The following is a 19,674-nucleotide window of genomic DNA, read 5'->3' on the forward strand; positions in this document are numbered from 1 at the left end:
ATTGGAGTACGCCTCTTGACGCTGACCGCCCCGGATCGGCCAAGCTTGCGCATCCCGTCATGCAATCGGAGAACCGGATGGACAGTCTGTTCAAGGAGGCCGGCCAGCACGCCGGCCTTGGCCGCACCATCGAGCAGATCGGCGGCCAGCGTTTCTGGAAGCAGCTGATCCTCCTGCTGCATCAATGGCTGCCCTTCGACAACGCCCTGGCCATCCACTACCCCGCAGAAGGCGCGCCACGGCCCCTCGAGGAATACGACGCCGACCCCAGGGGAGGCCCGGCCCCCATGCCGCTCTACCTGGGCGGCCTGTACCTGCTCGATCCCTTCTACCAGGCTTGCCGCGAGGGCCTGCCCAGCGGCCTCTACCGCCTGGAGGAAGTCGCCCCGGACCACTTCCGCCAGAGCGAGTACTACCTGAGCTACTTCCATGACTACGTGCTGGAGGACGAGGTGCAGTTCGTCGTCCGGCTACCCGAGGCGGGCAGCCTGTCGCTGTCGCTGGGCATGCGCCGGCGGTTCTGCGCCGAGGAGTGCGGGATGCTGGGCTTGTTGTCCAGCTGGGTGCTGGCGCTGATGGGGCAGCACTGGCAGCAGTGCAACCGCGCGGCGCTGCCTGCGCGGCAGGACGAGGTGGCCTCCCAGGTGCGCGATGCCCTGAGCCAGTTCGGTGCCGGGGTGTTGTCGGAACGTGAGCTGGAGGTCGCCCGGCTGATCCTGCGGGGTTACTCCTCCAAGGCCATGGCCGAACGCCTGGCTATTTCACCTGAAACGGTGAAGGTGCACCGCCGGCACCTCTACGCCAAGCTGGACATCAGTTCCCAACCGGAGCTGTTTTCGCTGTTCATCCAGGCCCTGGGCCATGACCCGGAGAATCCCTGAACCCAGCCTCCGCGCCAGGATCCCTACTGGAAGGTTTCCGTCCAGCCGGCGAGCCCTGCGCACTGGCCGAAGCTGAGCACATCCGGCGCGTCGGCCAGGCAGTCGACCGAGTTGCGGCTCTGCTCGTTGGCGACGTACTGGCTGACGCACTCGCGCTCGTTGCGATGCAGGCCCTTGTAGAAGTCGTCCATCTTGAACATCGCCTGGTCCAACTGTTCCTGGGTGATCTTCTGCTTGCGCACCGCATCGCGGCCGAGCTTCTGCGTCTCGTTGATCAGCGAGGGCATGCGGGCGATCGCCGTGGTGCACTGCGCGCTGCCCTTCTGCTGCAGCAGGTCGGTGCCGGGCACTTCGATCGCTGGAGCGGCCTCGAGCACAGGCGGCGCTTGCTCGACGGTCGACTGCGGACCGCTGCCCTGGACGGCATTGCTCTGGGGAGGCGGGGTATCGGTGAAGTGCAGTTTGCCGTCGGCGTCGCGCCATTGATAAACCTGAGCGGCCACAGGTTGGGCAAGGGACAGCAGCACAGCGACAAACACAAGGGAAGGACGCATTCCGGGCTCCTGGATAGCGGAATGCCAGCACAGTACCGAAGCCGTGTTCCCGGAGCAATTGGCGCCGTTTGGAGATGTGGAGGGATTCGCGTTCGCGCCTGGCGCAGCTCCGCGCTGTGCCGGAATACCTGTAGAAGCGAATTCATTCGCGAAACGGGCCGTCGGCTCGCTCGGTGCGGCCGGGGAAACACGGACAGCCGCGCTGTCCTTCGCGAATGAATTCGCTCCTACGACCAGCCGGCCGTGCCAACGAGGGCATCGCGCTCGGTAGGTTCGTGGTGCGCGCTGCACCCTACGAAACTGGCAGGGAACCGTCCCGGGGATTACCGGAAGTGCCGGCCCAGCCCCGCCGGTACGCCGCTGGCGTCGGTGGGCTGCCAGGGACCCTGCGGGCCGTTGGAGTAGCTCCAGTTGCCGTCCCAGCGGTAGTAGACGCGCTCGCGGTAGAAGACGTTGCGCTCGCCCTGCAGCACGTAGACGCCGAGGCCGGTGTCCCAGTAGCAGTTGCCGCCCGGCGGTGGCGCGAAGCGCGGGTGGGCCTTCATCCGCGGCGCCTGCTTGGGCGGCTGCGGCTGGGCGGGTGGCATGGGGCGGGTCTGCGACGGCGTCTGTGCCGCCGGCGGTTTGCGCGACGGCTCCCACTCCGGCTCGCTGTCGTAGCGCGGGCCCTGGGCGGTACACCCGGCCAGGGTCAGCAGGAGGCAGATCAGGGGCAGGCCGATGCGGAGATTCGGCGCTGCCGGGATGGCGATGTGGCTTGTCATTTTTCGTCCGGGCTGTCGATGGTCAGTCGTTGGGTTTCCGACGTACCAGTAGACAGCGGCGAACTGCGTCCGATCCATTCACCTGCGGTCGCATTGCCACCACGGGAAATCCGCGCGACCAACTGCACCTGCGGGAAGTTGGAGAGCTTGAGCTGCGGCATCATGGCGTCCGCGTCGCTCAGGGCCACTTCCACCGGCAGGTCGGCCACGGTCATGCGCTTGACCGCAAGCGGCATGGGCGGGCCGGAGGTGGCGCGGGCGAAGATGAACACGCTGTCGCCGGGCTGCACCTTGTCCTTGAGGGCGCCGGCGAGGTCGACACGGACCTTCAGCTGGGCACCGGTGGTAGCCGCGGCCGGCGCCGGTTCCTCCACCGCCACACCGCTTTCCTTGAGTTTCTCGCGGGCCTTGTCGATGCCGCCCTGGAGGGCGCCACGGGACGGATCGTCAGGCGGCAGCTGGACGATCAGGCGCTCCCAATAGCCGATGGCGTCCTGGAAGCGGCCGTCCTCGAAGCCGGCGATGCCGAGCAGGCCAAGGCTGGTGATCTCGTTGGGATCGGCCTTCAGGGCCTCTTCGGTCAGTGCCTTGACCTCGGGGGTCAGCTTCTTCTGGCTGGCGAAGTACAGCGCCTGGGCCCACTGGCCGAGCAGCTCGGGCTCGCGACCGCCCTGCTTGACCGCCTGTTCATAGGCGCGCGCGGCGTCGGCCGGGCGGTCCTGGGCCATGTAGGTGCGGCCGAGGAAGTACCAGCCCTCGGCGGACTCCGGCTGGGCCTCGACCACGCGCTCGAGGCGCGAGGTCATTTCTTCGATGCTGCGTGGCGCCTCGCGCAGTTCGCGGGTCAGCTCCACCTTGTCGCTGGCGCCCCAGTGCAGGTAGAGGCCGAAGCCCAGCGCCGGCAACAGGACGGCGACCACCAGTGGCAGGGCCTTGCCCAGGCGGTACGAGCGGCCGCTGTCGGCGCCCTCGGTGTCCTCGAGCAACTCACGGGCGGCCTCGGCACGGCCGGCTTCGAACTGCTCGGCGGTGAGGGTGCCCGCGCCGCGCTGGGCCTCCAGCTCGGCCAGGCGTTCCTGGTAGAGGGCGACGTTGAGGGAGGTACGGTCTTCCTCGGTCTGGGCCTTGCGGCCGCGCAGCACGGGAATCAGCAGGAAGGCCAGGGCGACCAGCAGAAGCAGGCCGGCGGCGAGCCAGAAATCGATCATGAGTCTTTCTTGTCCTGGTTCTCGGAGTTCAGCAGGGCGTCGAGACGGGCCTGCTCATCAGCGGAAAGCAATACGCCAGCCGGCGTGTTCTCCACCCGACGGCGGCGCACGACGATGAAGCCCAGCACCACCAGGCCGCCCACCAGCAGGCCGGCGGGGCCGTACCAGAGCAGCAGGGTGCGGGTATTGACCGGCGGCTTGTAGCGCACGAAGTCGCCATAGCGGGCCACCAGGTAATCGACTATCTCGTCGTTGCTCTTGCCCTCTTCCAGCATGCGGAAGATTTCCCGGCGCAGGTCGGTGGCGATCGGCGCATTGGAGTCGGCGATGTTCTGGTTCTGGCACTTCGGGCAGCGCAGTTCTTCGGTCAGGGTGCGGAAGCGCTCGCGCTCGGCCTCGTCCTTGAACTGGTAGGTGTCGATGGCGGCGCGGGCCAGGCCGGTGAGGGCCAGGCCCAGGGCGACGGCGGCGATCAGGCGCTTCATTTGCCGACCTCGTCTTCCAGGGCCTGGTACAGCGGCGCCAGTTGCTCGCGCCAGACGACTTCGTCGATCACGCCGACGAACTTGTGGCGGATGATGCCGTCCTTGTCGATCAGGAAGGTCTCGGGCGCGCCATACACGCCGAGGTCGAGGCCAAGGCTGCCGGCCTCGTCGCGGATATCCAGCTGGTAGGGGTTGTGGAACTCCTTCAACCATTTCAGCGCGGCGGCATTGTCATCCTTGTAGTTGACGCCGTAGATGGTCACGCCCATCTGCGCCAGCTTGTTCAGCACCGGGTGCTCCACGCGGCAGGAGATGCACCAGGTGCCCCAGACGTTGACCAGCGCCGGCTTGCCCTTGAGGTCGGCCTCGGTGAGGGTCCGGTCGCCGGTGACGTTCGGCAGGGAGAAGGCCGGGAACGGCTTGTCGATCAGCGCCGAGGGCAGCTCGGACGGATCGATGAACAGGCCGCGATAGAGGAACACGGCGATGGCCAGGAAGCCCAGCAGGGGTAGAACCAGGATCAGTCGCTTCATGCTCGGGCTCCCGCCATGCCCAGTGCCTCACGGACACGGGTCTTCACTTTCACCCGATAACGCGGGTCGAAGGCCGCCAGCACGCCGCCGAGGCCCATCAGCAGGCCGCCCAGCCAGATCCAGCGGACGAAGGGTTTGACGTGCACCCGCACGGCCCAGGCGCCCTGGTCCAGGGGTTCGCCGAGGGCGACATAGAGGTCGCGGGTGAAACCGGCGTCGATGCCGGCCTCGGTCATCACCGACTGCTGCACGGTGTACAGGCGTTTTTCCGGGTGCAGCACGGAGATCTGCTTGTCACCGTCGAAGACCACCACCGTGCCCTTGTCGGAGGTGAAGTTGGGACCTTCGTGGTGGGCCGCCCCCTCGAAGAGGAAGCGATAGCCACCCAGTTCCACCGACTCGCCGGGGGCCAGGCGCAGGTCGCGCTCGGCGCTGTACTGGCTGGAGAGCACCACGCCCAGGGCGCAGAGGGCGATACCGGCGTGGGCCAGCTGCATGCCCCAGTAGCTGCTGGAGAGGCCTCGCGCGCCTTTGTACAGGCCTTTGTGACGGGTCTTGTCGAGCAGGTCGCGCAGACCCGCCAGCACTACCCAGGCGGCGAGGAAGCCCACGGCCAGCACGGCCCAGTGGAAATCGCCGTAGAGGACGGCGGCCAGTACGCCCAGCAGCAGGCTGCCGATCAGTACCGGGGCGAGCATGCCCAGCAGCCACTTGACCGGAGTGTCCTTCCAGCGCACCAGCACGCCGACCGCCAGGGCCAGCATGAGAATGCCCATCAGCGGCACGAACAGGGCGTTGAAGTACGGCGGCCCCACCGACAGCTTGGCGCCGGACAGGGCGTCGAGCACCAGCGGATAGAGGGTGCCGAGCAGGATCATCGAGGCCGCCACCACCAGGATCAGGTTGTTCACCAGCAGCAGGGTCTCGCGGGACCAGAGGGCGAAGCCCACCTGGCTCTTGACCACCGGCGCGCGCACCGCGAACAGCGCCAGGGAGCCGCCCACCACCATCAGCAGGAAGGCCAGGATGAACACCCCGCGTTCCGGATCGGAGGCGAAGGCGTGCACCGAGGTGAGCACCCCGGAGCGGACCAGGAAGGTGCCCAGCAGGCTCAGGGAGAAGGCCGCGATGGCCAGCAGCACGGTCCAGCTCTTGAACACGCCGCGTTTCTCGGTCACCGCCAGGGAGTGGATCAGCGCGGTGCCCACCAGCCAGGGCATGAAGGAGGCGTTTTCCACCGGGTCCCAGAACCACCAGCCGCCCCAGCCCAGCTCGTAGTAGGCCCACCAGGAGCCCAGCGCGATGCCGACGGTGAGGAAGGCCCAGGCGATGATGGTCCAGGGCCGCGACCAGCGCGCCCAGGCGGCATCCAGGCGGCCGCCGAGCAGCGCCGCGATGGCGAAGGCGAAGGCGACCGAGAAGCCCACGTAGCCCATGTAGAGCATCGGCGGGTGGACGATGAGGCCGAAGTCCTGCAGCAGCGGGTTGAGGTCGTTGCCGTCGGACGGCATGTTCGGCAGCAGGCGATTGAAGGGGTTGGAGGTGACGATCAGGAACAGCAGGAAGCCGATGCTGATCATCCCCATCACCGCCAGCACGCGCGCCAGCATCACTTCCGGCAATTGCCGGGAGAAGACCGACACGGCGAAGGTCCAGCCGCCGAGGATCAGCGCCCAGAGCAGCAGCGAGCCCTCGTGGGCGCCCCAGACGGCGCTGAACTTGTAGTACCAGGGCAGCGCGCTGTTGGAGTTGCTGGCCACGTAGGCGACGGAGAAGTCGTCCACCATGAAGGCGTAGGTCAGGCAGCCGAAGGCGAACGCCAGGAAGGCGAACTGCCCCCAGGCCGCCGGTTGGGCCAGGCTCATCCACTGGCGATCGCCGCGCCAGGCGCCGATCAGCGGCAGGGTCGCCTGTACCAGGGCCATGCACAGGGCAAGAATCAGAGCCAGGTGGCCAAGTTCGGGAATCATCAGGTCAGCCCTCTTTCTTCTCAGGCAGCTTGCCGCTTTCCTTGAGGGCCTTGGTCACCTCTGGCGGCATGTATTTCTCGTCGTGCTTGGCCAGCACTTCGTCGGCCACCAGCACGCCGTCGGCATTCAGCTTGCCGAGGGCGACGATGCCCTGCCCTTCGCGGAACAGGTCGGGAAGGATGCCGTGGTAGCGGATGGTCACGCTCTTGGCGAAGTCGGTCACCACGAACTGCACCTCGAGGGCATCGCCGGAGCGTTGCACCGAGCCCTTCTCCACCATGCCGCCCGCGCGGATGCGGGTGTCCTGGGGCGCCTCGCCATTGGCGATCTGGGTCGGGGTGTAGAACAGGTTGATGTTCTGTTGCAGCGCGGACAGCGCCAGCGCCACGGCGATCCCCACCCCCGCCAGGATGGCGAGGATGATGAACAGCCGCTTCTTGCGTACCGGATTCACTTCGACTCCTCCCGGCGCAAACGACGCGCCTCGTCTTGCAGGTAACGCCGCCGCGCGATCAGCGGCATGGCGACGTTGATGGCCAGTACCGCGAGGCTGATGCCGTAGGCGGTCCAGACATACAGGCCATGGTCACCCATGGCGAGAAATTCGCTGAAGGAAGAAAAATTCATCAGACCTTACCCACTTGTGCCTGAATTTCCGCCTTGGCCCAGCTGGAGCGGGCCTCGCGCTTGAGCACTTCCAGGCGCATGCGCAGCAGTACCACGGCACCGAAGAAGCAATAGAAGCCCAGCACCATGATCAGCAGCGGCACCCACATCTCCGGCGGCATGGCCGGCTTCTCGGTGATCTTGAAGGTGGCCGGCTGGTGCAGGGTGTTCCACCACTCCACCGAGTACTTGATGATCGGGATGTTGATCACCCCGACTATGGCCAGCACCGCGCAGGCCTTGGCGGCGCTGTCACGATTGCTGATCGCCTGGCCCAGGGCAATGACACCGAAGTACAGGAAAAGCAGGATGAGCATCGACGTAAGTCGTGCATCCCAGACCCACCAGGCGCCCCAGGTGGGCTTGCCCCAGATGGCGCCGGTGACCAGCGCCACGAAGGTCATCCAGGCGCCCAGGGGCGCGGCGGCCTGCAGGGCGACGTCGGCCAGCTTCATCTTCCACACCAGGCCGACCACGCCGCACACCGCCAGCATGATGTAGCAGGACTGGGCCAGGAAGGCCGCCGGCACATGGATATAGATGATCCGGAAGCTGTTGCCCTGCTGGTAGTCCGGCGGCGCGAACGCCAGGCCCCAGACCAGGCCGAGGCTGATCAGGATCACCGCGCCCCAGGCCAGCCAGGGCAACCAGCGACCGCTGATTTCGTAGAACCACTTGGGCGACCCGAGCTTGTGGAACCACGTCCAGTTCATCGGGACCACCTGCAGGGCGCTGCGGTCTGTTGGGACATCGGCAGTTTTCTCATCAGGGCAACTCTGTTTCTTATTCGCCGACGCTGATGGTCAGGCCGGCGGCTATGGCAAAGGGTGTCAGGGTCACCGCCAGGGCGGTGAGGCTCGCCAGCCACAACAGGTGGCCGACGGTCGGCAATCCTTGCAGGGCCGCTTGCAACGCTCCGCTGCCGAGGATCAGCACCGGGATGTACAGCGGCAGGATCAGCAGCGCCAGGAGCAGGCCGCCACGCTTGAGCCCCACGGTCAGGGCCGCGCCTACGGCGCCCAGCAGGCTCAGCACCGGGGTGCCGAGCAGCAGCGAGAGCAGCAGCACCGGCAGGCAGCGTGCCGGCAGGCCGAGCATCAGCGCCAGCAGCGGCGCCAGCAACACCAGGGCCAATCCGGAAAAGAGCCAGTGTGCCAGCACCTTGGCCAGGACCAGAAGCGGCAGGGGGTGCGGCGAAACGACCCACTGTTCCAGGGAGCCGTCCTCGAAATCACTGCGGAAAAGCCCGTCCAGCGAGAGCAGCACGGCCAACAGCGCCGCCACCCAGACCAGGCCAGGGGAAAGGCTTTGCAACAATTGCGTCTCGGGGCCGACGGCCAGGGGGAACAATGCGATCACTATGGCGAAGAACACCAGGGGATTGGCCAATTCCGCCGGACGGCGTACCAGCAGGCGGGCTTCGCGGGCGACCAGCAGGGTGAAGACGTTACTCATGGGTGACGCTGCCCCAGGTCGAGTTCGCGATAACCGCTGGGCACCTGGCCCATGCTGTGGTGGGTGGTGAACGCCACCAGGCCGCCCTGCTCGCAATGCCGCGCCAGGTGCGCTTCGAGCTGGGCCACGCCCTGCTTGTCGAGGGCGGTGAAGGGTTCGTCGAGTATCCACAGCGGCGGTGCGGCCAGGTACAGGCGTGCCAGGGCGACACGGCGCTGCTGGCCGGCGGACAGGGTGTGGCAGGGCACATCTTCGAAACCACGCAGGCCGACGGCCTCCAGCGCGTTCCAGATGGCGTCGCGCTCGGCGGGCTGGTGCAGGGCGCAGAGCCAGCGCAGGTTCTCCTCGGGGGTGAGCAGGCCCTTGATGCCGGCCGCATGGCCGATCCACAGGAGGTTGCGCGCCAGTTCGCTGCGTTGGCTGGCCAGGGTCTTGCCGTTCAGGCGCACTTCGCCGGCCGTGGGCTGCATCAGGCCGCAGAGCAGGCGCAGCAGGCTGGTCTTGCCGCTACCGTTGGGGCCGCTGACCTGGAGCATCTCGCCATGGGACAGCTGCAGGTCCAGCCGCTCGAACAGCAGGCGCCAATCCCGCTCGCAGGCGAGGGCCACGGTCTCGAGATAGGGACTGGTCACGGCATGGGTACCCGGGGTGTATTCAAGTCAGGGGGGTGCCGGCCGCTATACTGGAGAACTCCAAAGCTCGCGGCCGGCCCGGACGGGGCGGCATTATACATGCCAGACCCCACCCCCGAAGCGGGCTTTTTCAACAGGTTGTTACCCCTTCATGACCGAAATCAGCGGCGCGCGCCCCTTGCCCCCGAGCCAGCCCACCGTCCGTCCGATGCAGAACTCGGTGGATACGGCCCTCAAACTGCTGCAACCGCTGGACGGGCTGCTGGCCGCCGGCGAAAGCGCCGACGCTGAAGTCATCGCGCTCAAGGAAACCGCCCAGAGCTTCCAGGTCCTGCTCAAGCTGACCCTCGGCAACGGCACTCAGACCACTCTGGAAGCCAGCAGCCCGCGCCCCCTGGTCCAGGGCAGCCTGCTCAACATCACCGCGCTCTCCGATACCCGCCTGCTCATGGCCCTCAAGGGCGGCGAGCGGGCCCTCGGCAGCCTCGACCTCAACCTGCTGCCCGTGGGCAGCCTGGTCCAGGGCAAGGTGGTCGCCAGTGAACTGGCCGCCCAGGGCAAGGCCCAGGCGGCGGTGTACAAGGTGCTGGTCAATCTGCTCAACACCCCCCTGGCGGGCAGCCAGCTGAGCATCGAAAGCCCGCGTCCGCTGGCCATCGGCAGCCTGCTCAGCGCCCAGGTCCAGGGCAGCCAGATGCTGCAGTTCCTGCCGCTCGCGACGCAGCTCGACCAACTCGCGCTAACCCAGCAGCTGGCCGGCCAGCAGAGCCGCCAGGGCTCGCTCGACGCGCTGGTGGGCGCCGTGCAGAACGTCAACCGCGACGGCGTGCCGGAAGGCCTGAAGACCGCCATGGACAAGCTCCTCGGCGCACTTCCCGACATCCGCCAGTTGGGCGACCCCAAGGTGCTGGCCGCGGCCCTGGAGAACAGCGGCGCCCTGCTGGAATCGCGGCTGCTCGCGGGGCAGACCGCTGCCCTGCCCCAGGACCTCAAGGCCAACCTGCTGCGCCTGGTGGCCCAGTTGCTGCCGGCCCTGCCGACGCCCGGCGCGCTGCCCTCCACCGGCACCAGTAACGCCATGGCCCAGGCCCTGCCAGCCTTCATTCGCAGCGCCCTGGGCGCCCTTGGCCAGGCCAACGCCCGCCAGCAGGCGCTGAGCTTCCCCCTGCCGTCACGCCTGGCGCAGACGGCCGAGGAAGAAGGCGACCTGGAAACCCTGCTCAAACTTGCCGCCGCAGCCGTCTCGCGGCTGCAGACCCACCAGTTGTCGAGCCTGGCCCAGACCCAGGTGACCCCGGACGGCAACCTGCTGACCACCTGGCAACTGGAAGTGCCCATGCGCAACCAGCAGGACATCGTCCCCCTGCAGATCAAGCTGCAGCAGGAGCAGGACGGGCGCCAGGAGAAGAACGAACGCAAGGAGAGCATCTGGCGCGTGGAACTGGCCTTCGACCTGGAGCCACTCGGCCCGTTGCAGGTCCAGGCCCAGCTGGCCTTGGGCAGCCTGTCCAGCCAGCTGTGGGCGGAACGCGCCGGCACCGCCGACCTGATCGACCGTGAGCTGCCGAACCTGCGCGACCGCCTGTTGGCGGCCGGGCTTACCGTGGGCGAACTGGCCTGCCGCCAGGGCCGCCCGCCCCAAGGGGCACGCACCACACTGGAACAGCGCTGGGTGGACGAGACCGCATGATTCCAGGGCCCTTGCATCGGCGCAGCTTTGTCGGCTGCGCTCTCCGCTCCTCCCCGTACTACTCGTACTGTCTCGTCGCGGCTCGCTTGCCTTCGCGCTGCACCTTCGCCAGGACCCCGGAATGAGTAAAAAGCCACGTCAGGCCATCGCCCTCTCCTACGATGGCGCCAGCGCCCCCAGCCTGACCGCCAAGGGCGACGACGAGCTGGCCGAGACCATCCTCGCCATCGCCCGCGAGTACGAGGTGCCGATCTACGAGAACGCCGAACTGGTGCGCCTGCTGGCGCGCCTGGAACTGGGCGACGCGATTCCCGAAGCGCTCTACCGAACCATCGCCGAGATCATCGCCTTCGCCTGGCACCTCAAGGGGAAATGCCCGGCTGGCTTCGACCCGGATGCCGAGCGCGACGTCAGCCCTCCCCTGCCGCTGCTCAGCGGTCCGGCAGATTGAGCACCAGACGCTCGCCCTGCAGCCCCTTGCCCTGGGGGAAGTCCTGCAGTTGCCAGGCGAAGTAGCCTTCGCGGAAGTAGAACACCTGCCGATAGCCCCAGCCCACCGCCATCCGCACCGCCTGGGCGCCATGGGGGCAGACGTCGCTGTCGCAATAGATCACCAGGGGTATCTGCCGGGGCCAATGGGGTTGTTCCAGGTCCTGGAAGCGATCCAGCAGCTCCAGGTGCAGGGCGCCGTGGATATGCCCCCAGGTCCATTCGCGCGTTGGCCGTACATCGATGAAGATCGCCCCGCGCTCGTACAGGTAGCGGGCCTGCAGCACGTTGACCGTCATCGCGCCCTTTACTTCCAGTGGGGCTTCCTGGGCGTGCAACAGCGGCACCAGGCAGAAAAACAGGAGTGGAAGTAGACGCATCGCTGAACCTCCCCGGAGAGAAGCCCCGGAATTTCAGCTTAGGTCAGGCAGGTGGCTGGGAATTGGAACGAAAACACCAGGTTGGCCCCGGCTTAAGAACCGACGGAGCTAAGCCGCCGGTTTTCAGGCATACGAGCAGGGGTAATTCGCCGGGGTGACTCATTCCTGGCCCTTGCGGGCCTGCTGCAACCTGCTCACCAGCTCGGCCTCGGCCTTGGTCAGGCCGCAGGAGTGGGTCAGGTCATCGACGCTGGCGCCCAGGTTCGCCAGGCGCGCGGCCTGGGTGAAGGACAGGCTGGCCGGGTCGCGCTGTTCGAGCTGGCTCAGCTTGTCCGGCAGCGGCGCCACCACGCGGCGCAGCTCGTGGAGCTCCTCGCCCATGCGCACGCTGCCTTCCAGGTAGGCTTCGAGGCGCCGGCCGAGCTCCTTGATCTTCTGGTCCCGCACCGCGTCGCGCGCGGCCTGGGCCGCCACTTCCTGGCGCAGGCGCTCGGCCAGCCGGTAGCAGACGACACCAAGGACTGTGCACGCCAGGGCCAGGGCCCCGGCGAGCAGTGCGATCCAGATCAACTCAGATGCTCTCCAGCTCCGACCACTCTTCCTCGCTCATCATCTTGTCCAGCTCGACGAGGATCAGCAGTTCGCCGTTCTTGTTGCAGACGCCCTGGATGAACTTGGCGGACTCGTCGTTGCCGACGTTGGGCGCGGTTTCGATCTCCGACTGGCGCAGGTACACCACCTCGGCGACGCTATCGACCAGGATACCCACCACCTGCTTGTCCGCCTCGATGATGACGATGCGGGTGTTGTCGGTCACCGGCGCCGGGCCGAGGCCGAAGCGCTGGCGGGTATCGATCACGGTCACCACGTTGCCGCGCAGGTTGATGATGCCCAGCACGTAGCTCGGCGCCCCCGGCACCGGCGCGATCTCGGTGTAGCGCAGGACTTCCTGCACCTGCATCACGTTGATGCCGTAGGTTTCGTTGTCCAGGCGGAAAGTCACCCACTGCAGGATGGGATCTTCGGCACCTTGAGCAGACGATTTCTTCATGTTCCCTAGCCTCTCTTGAGCCACCCGGGGCGGCATTCGCGGGTTCGTCCCGCTGTTTTGTTCATGGGGTTCCGTACGGCACGGAACCTCCCCCTCAATTCAGTGACATGTGCTTGATGGCGCCGCTGGCGATCAGCTCGGCCAGCGCCGAGACATCCAGCAGCGCGCACATGTGCTCGATCACGGTACCGGCCAACCAGGGCCTTTGGCTACGCTGGCTGCGCCATTTGATTTCGTTCGGGTCCAGGCGGATGGAGCGGCTGACCTGGTGCACCGCCAGCCCCCACTCGTAGCCCTGCACGGAAATCACGTATTGCAGGCCCTCGCGGAAGTCGTCGCGGTAGCGCTCGGGCATCACCCAGCGCGCGGTATCCAGCACCTTCAGGTTGCCGGCCTGGCACGGCAGTATGCCGAGGAACCAGTCGGGCTGCCCGAACAGCGGCGTCAGCTCCTGCCCGGCCAGCGGGTAGATGGAGCCGAGGGACACCAGGGGCACCGCCAGGGTGAGGCCGGCGACGTCGAACAGCAGGCACTCGAAGGGTTCCTCGCCCCAGGCCGGACGGCCTTCGGCGTTGAGACCCGGCAATTCCACCGGCTGGGCGCTCGGCGCGCTGAGCTCCACCAGGGCCTCGACACGGGCCTGCACGGGTTCGGCTACCGGTGGCAGCGGGGCCAGCAGTTGCGGCTGGAGCAGCACCTCCGGTTCAGGTTCCGGCTCGATCACCAGCAGCGGCTCGATCTCGGGCAGCACCAGCAGCGGGGCTTCGGCGAGCACATGGGTCAGACGCGCATCGCGGACCTGCTCTTCCAGCACCGCGGCTTCGAACTCTTCCCGGCTGATGCTTTCGGCCAGCTCGACCGATGCCTCGTGCAACAGCGAGTCCAGGTAGGACTGCAGGGCCAGTTGCGGGCGGGTAGCGGTGGCTGTGGCGAGGGGACGACTCATGTTGGGAACCCACGGGATTGATCTGTATAGCCTATCGGCAGGCGGCGCCCTTCACTTGAGCCCCAACGGTCGGCGTTGCTGTGCACTCAGGCCACCTGGGTGGCCAGTTGCTGGCTGAGCAGATGCTTGAGCAGCGCCCGGTAGGCGATCACGCCCCGGCTGTTGCCGTCGTACTGGGACGGCGTGACACCGGCCCGGCTGGCATCGCGCAGGCGGGTATCCACCGGGATGTAGGCCTGCCAAAGATGCTCGGGGTAATTGTTGCGCAGCACCTTGAGGGTGTTGAGCGACGCCTGGGTCCGACGGTCGAACAGGGTCGGCACGATGGTGTAGGGCAACGCCTGCTTGCGCGAACGGTTGACCATGCTCAGGGTGCTGACCATGCGTTCCAGGCCCTTCACCGCGAGGAACTCGGTCTGCACCGGGATCACCAGCTGGTGGCTGGCGGCCAGGGCGTTGACCATCAGCACGCCGAGCAGCGGCGGGCTGTCGATGATGGCGTGGTCGAACTGCTGCCAGAGTTGCGCCAGGCTCTTGGCGATCACCAGGCCAAGGCCGTTCTGCCCGGGCGACTGGCGCTCCAGGGTGGCCAGCGCGGTGCTCGAGGGCAGCAGGGAAATCCGTTCGTGGCTGGTCTGCAGCAACAGCTCACGCGGCAGTCCCTCGGGCACGCTGCCCTGCTTGAGGAACAGATCGAAGCAGCTGTGCTCCAGGGTGTCCGGGTCATGCCCGAAGTAACTGGTCATCGACCCATGGGGGTCGAGGTCGACCACCACCACGCGCTTGCCGGCATCGGCCAGCAGCCCGGCGAGGGCGATGGAGGTGGTGGTCTTGCCGACTCCACCCTTTTGATTGGCTACTGCCCAGACTCTCATCTTCTTCATCCTCCCGGCTGCCTGACGCACCGAGACTCTTCGCCTGCCCTACTGGCCAGGCGACGGGGAATTGACGGCACCCGTGGCAGGGGCCTGTGCTGGTGCTGCTGGTGCAGGTTGCGTGCCAGCCCTCTGCATCGCGGCGTCCGGCTTGGCGTTGGCACTGCCGACGCCGCTCACGCTGCGGCGTACGTCGAGGTTGCGGGAGATCACCAGCACCACTCGGCGATTGCGCGAACGCCCTTCGGCGGTGGCGTTATCGGCCACCGGCTGGAACTCACCGTAGCCCACGGCAGCCAAGCGGTTCGGCGCAACGCCGTCCATGGCCAGCATCCTGACGATGCTGGCCGCTCGCGCCGTGGACAGCTCCCAGTTGGACGGGAACTGGCTGGTGGCGATGGGCAGGTTGTCGGTGAAACCTTCGACATGCACCGGGTTGCCATAGGGCGCCAGAATCCTGGCGATCTTCTCGATCAGGTTGAAGGCGGCGTCGTTGGGAATGGCGTCGCCACTGGGGAACAGCAGGCTGGAGTTCATCTCGATCTCCACCCAGAGCTCGTTGCCGCGCACGTTCAGTTGCTCGGAGCTGATCAGGTCGCCGAAGGCATCGCGCACGCTCTGGGCGATTTCCTGCAGCGGGTCGGCGCCCGGATCGTCGATGGACGTCTGGGTGCGCTCGCTCTCCTCCACCATGGCACGGTCCGGTTCGGCGGTGCGCGGCTTCTCTTCGCCCACGGGGATCGGCTTGATTGAGCGGTCCGGCTGGTTGAACACGCCCACCAGGGTTTCCGAGAGGATCTTGTACTTGCCCTCGTTGATCGAGGAGATGGAATACATCACCACGAAGAAGGCGAACAGCAGCGTGATGAAGTCCGCGTAGGACACCAGCCAGCGTTCGTGATTCTCGTGCTCTTCCTGATGCCGTCTGCGCGCCATGGCCCCTTCCTCAATCCATGAAGCCTTGCAGCTTGAGTTCGATGGAACGCGGGTTCTCGCCTTCGGCGATGGAGAGGATGCCTTCCAGCAGCATCTCGCGGTAGCGCGACTGGCGCAGGGCGATGGACTTGAGCTTGGCACCGATGGGCAGCAGCAACAGGTTGGCCAGGCCCACGCCGTAGATGGTGGCGACGAAGGCCACGGCTATGCCGCCGCCCAGCTGGCTGGGATCGGCCAGGTTGCCCATGACGTGGATCAGGCCCATGACGGCGCCGATGATGCCGATGGTGGGCGCATAGCCGCCCATGCTCTCGAACACCTTGGCGGCCGCGAGGTCGCGGCCTTCCTGGGTGAACAGGTCGACTTCGAGGATGCTGCGGATGGATTCCGGCTCGGCGCCGTCCACCAGCAGTTGCAGGCCCTTGCGGGCGAACGGATCGGGCTCGCTGTCGGCCACCGGCTCCAGGCCGAGCAGGCCTTCCTTGCGCGCCGCCATGCTCCAGTTCACCACGCGATTGATACCGCCGGCGAGGTCGATCTGCGGCGGGAACAGGATCCAGCGGAAGATCCCCAGGCTGCGCTTGAAGATGCTCATGGGCGTCTGCAGGAATGCCGCGCCCAGGGTACCGCCCAGGACGATGAGCGCCGCCGGCCCGTTGAGCAGGGCCGCGGCGTGGCCGCCTTCGAGGTAATTGCCGCCGATGATGGCGACGAAGGCCAGGATTACCCCGATCAGGCTAAGTACATCCATTACCTGGTGTTCTCCATTACATGCAGGCCTCGACCAGGTGCTTGCCGATGTCGTCCAGGCCGTAGACCGCGTCGGCCAGGTTGGCCTTCACCACGGCCATGGGCATGCCGTAGATCACGCAGCTGGCCTCGTCCTGGGCCCAGACCTGGCTGCCGCCCTGCTTGAGCAGGCGCGCGCCTTCGCGGCCGTCCGCGCCCATGCCGGTGAGCACCACGGCCAGGACCTTGTCGTTGTACGACTTGGCCGCCGAACCGAAGGTGATGTCCACGCAAGGCTTGTAGTTCAGGCGTTCGTCGCCGGGGAGGATGCGCACCACGCCACGGGCGTCGACCATCATCTGCTTGCCGCCGGGGGCCAGCAGGGCCAGGCCGGGACGCAGCACGTCGCCGTCCTCGGCTTCCTTGACGGAAATCCGGCAGAGCTTGTCCAGGCGTTCGGCGAAGGCCTTGGTGAAGGCCGCCGGCATGTGCTGGATCAGCACCAGCGGCGCCGGGAAGTTGGCCGGCAGCTGGGTGAGCACGCGTTGCAGGGCAACCGGCCCGCCGGTGGAGGTGCCGATCGCCACCAGCCGGTAGGCCTTACGCTTTGGGGCGGCGGAACCGGCCGGGGCCGCCGGGGCGGCGTGGCTCGGCTGCGCCGGCGTGTGCAGCGCGCGCGCCGGCACGCTGCTGCTGGCGGCCGGCGCCGGTGCCGGTGCCGGTGCCGCATGGGACGGGCTGCTGATACTGCTGTAGCGGCGATTGCTGCGGGCGATGCTGTGGACCTTCTCGCAGAGCAGCTGCTTGACCTTCTCCGGGGTACGGGAGATGTCCTCGAAATTCTTCGGCAGGAAATCCACCGCGCCGGCGTCCAGGGCGTCGAGGGTGACGCGGGCGCCTTCGTGGGTCAGCGAGGAGAACATCAGGACCGGGGTCGGGCAGCGCTGCATGATGTGCCGCACCGAGGTGATGCCGTCCATCATCGGCATCTCGTAGTCCATGGTGATGACGTCGGGCTTGAGCGCCAGCGCCTGGTCGATGGCTTCGCGGCCATTGGTGGCGGTGCCCACCACCTGGATATTGGGGTCGGAGGAAAGGATTTCCGAGACGCGGCGGCGGAAGAACCCGGAGTCATCCACCACCAGAACCTTGACTGCCATAAGAATAAAGCTCCTAGCGGGCGGCCATCGCTGGCCGCCCCAGATCAACCACGGCGTGCGTAATGCTTGAGCATGCTCGGCACGTCGAGGATCAGCGCGATACGGCCGTCGCCGGTGATGGTGGCGCCGGACATGCCCGGCGTACCCTGCAGCATCTTGCCCAGGGGCTTGATCACCACCTCTTCCTGGCCCACCAGCTGGTCGACCACGAAGCCGATGCGCTGGGTGCCCACGGAGAGGATCACCACATGGCCCTCGCCCTGCTCTTCCACCGCCGCGCTCTGCACCAGCCAGCGCTTGAGGTAGAACAACGGCAGGGCCTTGTCGCGGACGATCACCACTTCCTGGCCGTCCACCACATTGGTGCGGGACAGGTCGAGGTGGAAGATCTCGTTGACGTTCACCAGCGGGAAGGCGAAGGCCTGATTGCCCAGCATCACCATCAGGGTCGGCATGATCGCCAGGGTCAGCGGGACCTTGATGACGATCTTCGAACCCTGGCCCTTCTGCGAGAACACGTTCACCGTGCCGTTGAGCTGGGAGATCTTGGTCTTCACCACGTCCATGCCGACACCACGGCCGGACACGTCGGAAATCTCAGACTTGGTCGAGAAACCCGGGGCGAAGATCAGGTTGTAGCACTCCAGCTCGGTCAGGCGGTCGGCGGCATCCTTGTCCAGCAGGCCCTTCTCCACCGCCTTGGCGCGCAGCACGGCTGCGTCCATGCCCTTGCCGTCGTCGGTGATCATCAGGAGGATGTGGTCGCCTTCCTGTTCAGCCGAGAGCACCACGCGGCCGGTACGCTGCTTGCCGGCGGCCTCGCGCTCCTCGGGCGACTCGATGCCGTGGTCGACGGCGTTGCGCACCAGGTGCACCAACGGGTCGGCCAACGCCTCGACCAGGTTCTTGTCGAGGTCGGTTTCCTCGCCCACCAGCTCGAGGTTGATTTCCTTCTTCAGGTTGCGCGCCAGGTCGCGGACCAGGCGCGGGAAGCGGCCGAAGACTTTCTTGATCGGCTGCATCCGCGTCTTCATCACCGCGGTCTGCAGGTCGGCGGTCACCACGTCGAGGTTGGACACGGCCTTGGCCATGGCCTCGTCGCCGCTGTTGGTCCCCAGGCGCACCAGGCGGTTACGCACCAGCACCAGCTCGCCGACCATGTTCATGATCTCGTCCAGGCGCGCGGTATCGACCCGCACGGTGGTCTCGGTTTCGCTGACGGCGGCCGGGCCGGCGGCACCATTGCTGGCGGCGGGCGCTGCCTGGCGCGGCGCGGGCTCGGCCTTGGCGGCGGGCTTGGCGACCGCTGCCGGGGCGACCGCACGGCTGACGGCGGGCGCGGCGGCAGGCACCGGCTGGGCGGCGGGTTCTTCAGCCGGAGCCGAGAACTTGCCCTTGCCATGCAACTGGTCGAGCAGCGCTTCGAATTCGTCGTCGGTGATGTTTTCGCCGCTGTCGGCAACGGGTGCCGGGGCAGCGACCGGGGCACTGGCGACAGGCTCGGCGGCGCCGTTGAACTTGCCCTTGCCGTGCAGCTGGTCGAGCAGGTCCTCGAACTCGTCGTCGGAGATCTCGTCGCCGCCGCCAGCGGTGGCCAGGGCCACGGCCGGAGCATGGACGGCTATCGCGGCCTCCGGCTCCACGGCGGCAACGGACTTGCCCTTGCCGTGCAGCTGGTCCAGCAGCGCTTCGAATTCATCGTCGGTGATTTCGTCGTCGGCGGTCGCCGGCGCTTCTGCTTCAGCGCTGGCGTTGTCGGCCAGGGCATCGAGCAACTGTTCGAACTCGCTGTCGGTGATATCGGCCGAGGCCGCCACCGGCGCGGGTGCTTCGACTACCGGTGCGGGCGCCGCGGGGGCCGGCTCGGCGCCACCCGGTTCGGCCAGGCGCGCCAGGGCGGCCAGCAGCTCCGGGGTAGCGGGAGTCGGTTCGCTGCGTTCGCGCACTTCGCGGAACATCTCGTTGACCGTGTCCAGCGCCTGCAGCACCACGTCCATCAGCTCGGCATCCACGCGGCGTTCGCCCTTGCGCAGGATGTCGAAGACGTTTTCAGCGATGTGGCAGCACTCGACCAGGGCGTTGAGCTGGAGGAAACCAGCGCCGCCCTTGACGGTATGGAAACCACGGAAGATCGCGTTGAGCAGGTCCATATCGTCCGGGCGGCTTTCCAGCTCGACCAGCTGCTCGGACAATTGCTCCAAAATCTCGCCGGCCTCTACCAGGAAGTCCTGGAGGATTTCTTCATCGGCGTCGAAGCTCATATGAGCGCT

General features: G+C 66.9%; 23 protein-coding genes. 3 read left to right on the plus strand and 20 right to left on the minus strand.

Features of this window, described 5'->3' with window-relative positions:
• Positions 1 to 77: 77 nt before the first annotated feature.
• Positions 78 to 881, plus strand: coding sequence for a helix-turn-helix transcriptional regulator (locus PCA10_RS19655; RefSeq protein ID WP_016493823.1), 804 nt, complete (start codon positions 78 to 80; stop codon positions 879 to 881).
• Positions 882 to 904: 23 nt separating this feature from the next.
• Here PCA10_RS19655 and PCA10_RS19660 read toward each other — a convergent pair whose 3' ends face one another.
• The 11 genes from PCA10_RS19660 to ccmA form a co-directional block, all read right to left on the minus strand.
• Positions 905 to 1,435 carry a DUF4124 domain-containing protein gene (locus PCA10_RS19660; protein WP_016493824.1) on the minus strand — a complete coding sequence of 177 codons (531 nt, stop codon included), beginning with the start codon at positions 1,433 to 1,435 and terminating at the stop codon, positions 905 to 907.
• A 323-nt stretch (positions 1,436 to 1,758) separates the two neighbouring features.
• Positions 1,759 to 2,199, minus strand: a complete 441-nt coding sequence (locus PCA10_RS19665) for a hypothetical protein (RefSeq protein ID WP_016493825.1) — start codon at positions 2,197 to 2,199, stop codon at positions 1,759 to 1,761.
• Entirely contained in the window at positions 2,196 to 3,407 is a 1,212-nt protein-coding gene (ccmI, locus tag PCA10_RS19670) for a c-type cytochrome biogenesis protein CcmI (protein WP_016493826.1), read from the minus strand. Before ccmI ends, PCA10_RS19665 begins: the two co-directional genes overlap by 4 nt.
• A complete protein-coding gene (locus tag PCA10_RS19675) occupies positions 3,404 to 3,892 on the minus strand; it encodes a cytochrome c-type biogenesis protein (protein ID WP_016493827.1) in 489 nt (162 codons plus the stop codon). The genes ccmI and PCA10_RS19675 overlap by 4 nt, the downstream gene beginning before the upstream one ends.
• On the minus strand, positions 3,889 to 4,425 hold the full coding sequence (locus PCA10_RS19680; protein ID WP_016493828.1) for a DsbE family thiol:disulfide interchange protein: 537 nt from the start codon (positions 4,423 to 4,425) through the stop codon (positions 3,889 to 3,891). Before PCA10_RS19680 ends, PCA10_RS19675 begins: the two co-directional genes overlap by 4 nt.
• Positions 4,422 to 6,395 carry a heme lyase CcmF/NrfE family subunit gene (locus PCA10_RS19685; RefSeq protein WP_016493829.1) on the minus strand — a complete coding sequence of 658 codons (1,974 nt, stop codon included), beginning with the start codon at positions 6,393 to 6,395 and terminating at the stop codon, positions 4,422 to 4,424. Before PCA10_RS19685 ends, PCA10_RS19680 begins: the two co-directional genes overlap by 4 nt.
• A gap of 4 nt (positions 6,396 to 6,399) precedes the next feature.
• Positions 6,400 to 6,849, minus strand: a complete 450-nt coding sequence (ccmE, locus tag PCA10_RS19690; protein WP_016493830.1) for a cytochrome c maturation protein CcmE — start codon at positions 6,847 to 6,849, stop codon at positions 6,400 to 6,402.
• The gene (gene ccmD / locus PCA10_RS19695; RefSeq protein ID WP_016493831.1) at positions 6,846 to 7,022 is read right to left on the minus strand and encodes a heme exporter protein CcmD; all 177 of its coding nucleotides are present in this window, start codon (positions 7,020 to 7,022) and stop codon (positions 6,846 to 6,848) included. Before ccmD ends, ccmE begins: the two co-directional genes overlap by 4 nt.
• Positions 7,022 to 7,774, minus strand: coding sequence for a heme ABC transporter permease (locus tag PCA10_RS19700; protein ID WP_016493832.1), 753 nt, complete (start codon positions 7,772 to 7,774; stop codon positions 7,022 to 7,024). Before PCA10_RS19700 ends, ccmD begins: the two co-directional genes overlap by 1 nt.
• Before the next feature lie 70 nt (positions 7,775 to 7,844).
• Positions 7,845 to 8,516 (minus strand): heme exporter protein CcmB, encoded by a 672-nt coding sequence (gene ccmB / locus PCA10_RS19705; RefSeq protein ID WP_016493833.1) that lies wholly within the window; start codon positions 8,514 to 8,516, stop codon positions 7,845 to 7,847.
• Positions 8,513 to 9,148 (minus strand): cytochrome c biogenesis heme-transporting ATPase CcmA, encoded by a 636-nt coding sequence (gene ccmA, locus PCA10_RS19710; protein ID WP_016493834.1) that lies wholly within the window; start codon positions 9,146 to 9,148, stop codon positions 8,513 to 8,515. The genes ccmB and ccmA overlap by 4 nt, the downstream gene beginning before the upstream one ends.
• Positions 9,149 to 9,299: 151 nt before the next feature.
• On the opposite strand from ccmA, the gene fliK reads away from it, so the two are divergent.
• Both fliK and PCA10_RS19720 read left to right on the plus strand, forming a co-directional pair.
• Positions 9,300 to 10,838, plus strand: a complete 1,539-nt coding sequence (fliK, locus tag PCA10_RS19715; protein WP_016493835.1) for a flagellar hook-length control protein FliK — start codon at positions 9,300 to 9,302, stop codon at positions 10,836 to 10,838.
• Between the two features lie 121 nt (positions 10,839 to 10,959).
• Positions 10,960 to 11,289, plus strand: coding sequence for an EscU/YscU/HrcU family type III secretion system export apparatus switch protein (locus PCA10_RS19720; protein WP_016493836.1), 330 nt, complete (start codon positions 10,960 to 10,962; stop codon positions 11,287 to 11,289).
• On the opposite strand, the gene PCA10_RS19725 is transcribed toward PCA10_RS19720, so the two are convergent.
• The 9 genes from PCA10_RS19725 to PCA10_RS19765 form a co-directional block, all read right to left on the minus strand.
• Positions 11,270 to 11,707 carry a rhodanese-like domain-containing protein gene (locus PCA10_RS19725; protein ID WP_016493837.1) on the minus strand — a complete coding sequence of 146 codons (438 nt, stop codon included), beginning with the start codon at positions 11,705 to 11,707 and terminating at the stop codon, positions 11,270 to 11,272. The two genes, PCA10_RS19720 and PCA10_RS19725, sit on opposite strands and share 20 nt — an antisense overlap.
• Before the next feature lie 159 nt (positions 11,708 to 11,866).
• Complete coding sequence (locus tag PCA10_RS19730; protein WP_016493838.1) at positions 11,867 to 12,277, minus strand: DUF2802 domain-containing protein; 411 nt, start codon at positions 12,275 to 12,277, stop codon at positions 11,867 to 11,869.
• A 1-nt stretch (position 12,278) separates the two neighbouring features.
• Positions 12,279 to 12,758 carry a chemotaxis protein CheW gene (locus tag PCA10_RS19735; protein WP_016493839.1) on the minus strand — a complete coding sequence of 160 codons (480 nt, stop codon included), beginning with the start codon at positions 12,756 to 12,758 and terminating at the stop codon, positions 12,279 to 12,281.
• Between the two features lie 94 nt (positions 12,759 to 12,852).
• Positions 12,853 to 13,704, minus strand: coding sequence for a CheW domain-containing protein (locus tag PCA10_RS19740; protein WP_016493840.1), 852 nt, complete (start codon positions 13,702 to 13,704; stop codon positions 12,853 to 12,855).
• Positions 13,705 to 13,790: 86 nt separating this feature from the next.
• Positions 13,791 to 14,579 carry a ParA family protein gene (locus PCA10_RS19745; protein WP_016493841.1) on the minus strand — a complete coding sequence of 263 codons (789 nt, stop codon included), beginning with the start codon at positions 14,577 to 14,579 and terminating at the stop codon, positions 13,791 to 13,793.
• Between the two features lie 48 nt (positions 14,580 to 14,627).
• The gene (gene motD / locus PCA10_RS19750) at positions 14,628 to 15,515 is read right to left on the minus strand and encodes a flagellar motor protein MotD (RefSeq protein ID WP_016493842.1); all 888 of its coding nucleotides are present in this window, start codon (positions 15,513 to 15,515) and stop codon (positions 14,628 to 14,630) included.
• A 10-nt stretch (positions 15,516 to 15,525) separates the two neighbouring features.
• Positions 15,526 to 16,266 (minus strand): flagellar motor protein, encoded by a 741-nt coding sequence (locus tag PCA10_RS19755; protein ID WP_016493843.1) that lies wholly within the window; start codon positions 16,264 to 16,266, stop codon positions 15,526 to 15,528.
• A gap of 16 nt (positions 16,267 to 16,282) precedes the next feature.
• Positions 16,283 to 17,404 (minus strand): protein-glutamate methylesterase/protein-glutamine glutaminase, encoded by a 1,122-nt coding sequence (locus PCA10_RS19760; RefSeq protein ID WP_016493844.1) that lies wholly within the window; start codon positions 17,402 to 17,404, stop codon positions 16,283 to 16,285.
• Positions 17,405 to 17,448: 44 nt separating this feature from the next.
• Positions 17,449 to 19,665, minus strand: a complete 2,217-nt coding sequence (locus PCA10_RS19765; RefSeq protein ID WP_016493845.1) for a chemotaxis protein CheA — start codon at positions 19,663 to 19,665, stop codon at positions 17,449 to 17,451.
• Positions 19,666 to 19,674 lie beyond the last annotated feature (9 nt).

This window comes from Pseudomonas resinovorans NBRC 106553, from assembly GCF_000412695.1.
GTDB classification, from domain to species: Bacteria; Pseudomonadota; Gammaproteobacteria; order Pseudomonadales; family Pseudomonadaceae; genus Metapseudomonas; species Metapseudomonas resinovorans_A.

Coding starts and splice junctions, on each gene's coding strand:
- PCA10_RS19720 (WP_016493836.1), top strand. CDS start 10,960: ATGAGTAAAAAGCCACGTCAGGCCATCGCCCTCTCCTACGATGGCGCC.
- PCA10_RS19765 (WP_016493845.1), bottom strand. CDS start 19,665: ATGAGCTTCGACGCCGATGAAGAAATCCTCCAGGACTTCCTGGTAGAG.
- PCA10_RS19760 (WP_016493844.1), bottom strand. CDS start 17,404: ATGGCAGTCAAGGTTCTGGTGGTGGATGACTCCGGGTTCTTCCGCCGC.
- PCA10_RS19660 (WP_016493824.1), bottom strand. CDS start 1,435: ATGCGTCCTTCCCTTGTGTTTGTCGCTGTGCTGCTGTCCCTTGCCCAA.
- PCA10_RS19680 (WP_016493828.1), bottom strand. CDS start 4,425: ATGAAGCGACTGATCCTGGTTCTACCCCTGCTGGGCTTCCTGGCCATC.
- PCA10_RS19745 (WP_016493841.1), bottom strand. CDS start 14,579: ATGAGAGTCTGGGCAGTAGCCAATCAAAAGGGTGGAGTCGGCAAGACC.
- PCA10_RS19675 (WP_016493827.1), bottom strand. CDS start 3,892: ATGAAGCGCCTGATCGCCGCCGTCGCCCTGGGCCTGGCCCTCACCGGC.
- PCA10_RS19685 (WP_016493829.1), bottom strand. CDS start 6,395: ATGATTCCCGAACTTGGCCACCTGGCTCTGATTCTTGCCCTGTGCATG.
- PCA10_RS19740 (WP_016493840.1), bottom strand. CDS start 13,704: ATGAGTCGTCCCCTCGCCACAGCCACCGCTACCCGCCCGCAACTGGCC.
- motD (WP_016493842.1), bottom strand. CDS start 15,515: ATGGCGCGCAGACGGCATCAGGAAGAGCACGAGAATCACGAACGCTGG.
- fliK (WP_016493835.1), top strand. CDS start 9,300: ATGACCGAAATCAGCGGCGCGCGCCCCTTGCCCCCGAGCCAGCCCACC.
- PCA10_RS19655 (WP_016493823.1), top strand. CDS start 78: ATGGACAGTCTGTTCAAGGAGGCCGGCCAGCACGCCGGCCTTGGCCGC.
- ccmB (WP_016493833.1), bottom strand. CDS start 8,516: ATGAGTAACGTCTTCACCCTGCTGGTCGCCCGCGAAGCCCGCCTGCTG.
- PCA10_RS19725 (WP_016493837.1), bottom strand. CDS start 11,707: ATGCGTCTACTTCCACTCCTGTTTTTCTGCCTGGTGCCGCTGTTGCAC.
- PCA10_RS19735 (WP_016493839.1), bottom strand. CDS start 12,758: ATGAAGAAATCGTCTGCTCAAGGTGCCGAAGATCCCATCCTGCAGTGG.
- ccmD (WP_016493831.1), bottom strand. CDS start 7,022: ATGAATTTTTCTTCCTTCAGCGAATTTCTCGCCATGGGTGACCATGGC.
- PCA10_RS19665 (WP_016493825.1), bottom strand. CDS start 2,199: ATGACAAGCCACATCGCCATCCCGGCAGCGCCGAATCTCCGCATCGGC.
- PCA10_RS19700 (WP_016493832.1), bottom strand. CDS start 7,774: ATGAACTGGACGTGGTTCCACAAGCTCGGGTCGCCCAAGTGGTTCTAC.
- ccmI (WP_016493826.1), bottom strand. CDS start 3,407: ATGATCGATTTCTGGCTCGCCGCCGGCCTGCTTCTGCTGGTCGCCCTG.
- PCA10_RS19755 (WP_016493843.1), bottom strand. CDS start 16,266: ATGGATGTACTTAGCCTGATCGGGGTAATCCTGGCCTTCGTCGCCATC.